General features: G+C 62.2%; 1 rRNA gene. It reads left to right on the top strand.

Features of this window, described 5'->3' with window-relative positions:
* Window positions 1–468 (top strand): 16S ribosomal RNA (locus AC27E8_RS00265); the annotation flags it as partial.

A 468-nucleotide genomic window follows, 5' to 3' on the forward strand; every position in this document is an offset into this window, starting at 1 on the left:
CTGGGCCGCTGAGAGAGGAGCCCGCGGCGCATTAGCTAGTTGGCGGGGTAACGGCCCACCAAGGCGACGATGCGTAGCCGACCTGAGAGGGTGACCGGCCACACTGGGACTGAGACACGGCCCAGACTCCTACGGGAGGCAGCAGTAGGGAATCTTCCGCAATGGGCGCAAGCCTGACGGAGCAACGCCGCGTGAGCGAAGAAGGCCTTCGGGTTGTAAAGCTCTGTTGCTCGGGGAGAGCGGCATGGGGAGTGGAAAGCCCCATGCGAGACGGTACCGAGTGAGGAAGCCCCGGCTAACTACGTGCCAGCAGCCGCGGTAAAACGTAGGGGGCGAGCGTTGTCCGGAATCACTGGGCGTAAAGGGTGCGTAGGCGGTCGAGCAAGTCTGGAGTGAAAGTCCATGGCTCAACCATGGGATGGCTCTGGAAACTGCTTGACTTGAGTGCTGGAGAGGCAAGGGGAATTC

Source organism: Alicyclobacillus sp. CIJ1 (assembly GCF_057538885.1).